Below are 1,306 nucleotides of genomic sequence, written 5' to 3'. Positions count from 1 at the left end.
GGGGCGGGGCTTGTTGTGGTGGGGGGTGTGTGTTGGTAAGTGTTGAAGGGCGTTCGGTGGATGCCTTGGCACCAGGGGCCGATGAAGGACGTAGGAGGCTGCGATAAGCCTCGGGGAGCTGTCAACCGAGCTGTGATCCGAGGATGTCCGAATGGGGAAACCCAGCACCAGTTATGTGGTGTTACCCACCCTTGAATATATAGGGGGTGTGGAGGGAACGCGGGGAAGTGAAACATCTCAGTACCCGTAGGAAGAGAAAACAATTGTGATTCCGTGAGTAGTGGCGAGCGAAAGCGGAGGAGGCTAAACCATGCGCGTGTGATACCGGGTAGGGGTTGCGTGTGTGGTGTTGTGGGGTTCTTCTTCTCAGATCTACCTGTCTGGGCGTGAGTGAGAAAACACAGGGTTAGGTGAAGTGGCCTGGAATGGTCTGCCGTAGACGGTGAGAGTCCGGTAGCTGAAAACCGTGTGTCTTGCGTGGAGTTCTCCCAAGTAGCAGCGGGCTCGTGGAATCTGCTGTGAATCTGCCGGGACCACCCGGTAAGCCTGAATACTTCCTGGTGACCGATAGCGGACTAGTACCGTGAGGGAAAGGTGAAAAGTACCCCGGGAGGGGAGTGAAATAGTACCTGAAACCGTGCGCTTACAATCCGTCAAAGCCTGTGAGTACTTGTACTGCGGGTGATGGCGTGCCTTTTGAAGAATGAGCCTGCGAGTTAGTGGCATGTCGCGAGGTTAACCCGTGTGGGGTAGCCGTAGCGAAAGCGAGTCTGAATAGGGCGTCGTAGTGGCATGTTCTAGACCCGAAGCGGAGTGATCTACCCATGGCCAGGGTGAAGCAGCAGTAAGATGTTGTGGAGGCCCGAACCCACTTCAGTTGAAAATGGAGGGGATGAGCTGTGGGTAGGGGTGAAAGGCCAATCAAACTCCGTGATAGCTGGTTCTCCCCGAAATGCATTTAGGTGCAGCGTCACATGTTTCTTGCTGGAGGTAGAGCTACTGGATGGCCGATGGGCCCTACTAGGTTACTGACGTCAGCCAAACTCCGAATGCCGGTAAGTGAGAGTGTGGCAGTGAGACTGCGGGCGATAAGGTTCGTGAGTCGAGAGGGAAACAGCCCAGATCGCCGGCTAAGGCCCCTAAGCGTGTACTAAGTGGAAAAGGATGTCCGGTCGCGAAGACAACCAGGAGGTTGGCTTAGAAGCAGCCACCCTTGAAAGAGTGCGTAATAGCTCACTGGTCAAGTGGTCGGGCGCCGACAATGTAGCGGGGCTCAAGTACACCGCCGAAGCCGCGGCAATCACAC

General features: G+C 55.7%; 1 rRNA gene. It reads left to right on the top strand.

What is annotated here, in order from left to right:
• Positions 1-33: 33 nt before the first annotated feature.
• Positions 34-1,306 (top strand): 23S ribosomal RNA (locus G341_RS0100015); the annotation flags it as partial.

It is taken from the genome of Jongsikchunia kroppenstedtii DSM 45133 (assembly GCF_000380485.1).
In the GTDB taxonomy this organism is placed as follows: domain Bacteria; phylum Actinomycetota; class Actinomycetes; order Mycobacteriales; family Mycobacteriaceae; genus Jongsikchunia; species Jongsikchunia kroppenstedtii.
This window is presented reverse-complemented; position numbering and strand designations above follow the sequence as displayed.